The organism is Pseudoalteromonas sp. GW168-MNA-CIBAN-0100 (assembly GCF_040309225.1).
In the GTDB taxonomy this organism is placed as follows: domain Bacteria; phylum Pseudomonadota; class Gammaproteobacteria; order Enterobacterales; family Alteromonadaceae; genus Pseudoalteromonas; species Pseudoalteromonas arctica.
In genome coordinates, this window is the sequence record NZ_JBEOOL010000726.1 from 1 (window position 1) to 260 (window position 260).

The 260-nt window shown below is 40.8% G+C and carries 1 protein-coding gene; it reads left to right on the top strand.

Annotated features, from left to right (window positions below; genetic code table 11):
• Positions 1-236, top strand: a 236-nt coding sequence (locus AAEY62_RS23180) for a hypothetical protein (protein ID WP_350636790.1), incomplete at its 5' end; no start/stop codon positions are given.
• Between the last annotated feature and the right edge of the window lie 24 nt (positions 237-260).

A 260-nucleotide genomic window follows, 5' to 3' on the forward strand; every position in this document is an offset into this window, starting at 1 on the left:
GTGCTTGGGTTAACTTTACGAGTCGCTGTGTGCGCAACGTCATTTTACGCAGGACATTTAATAGTCTCGCGAACTTATTAGGCTTACTACCGAATAACAGAAGTATTAATGACTCTGGTGTTGTTGTTAAATTTGAACAACAAACGCCGAACGTGCCACAAACTAAGAGTTTTACTGAGGAGTCAGTGAGTGATGAGGATTTTGCCGCTCTCTTGGCTAATCAATTAGAACAGTAGTCAGATTATTGATATGGCCTATAG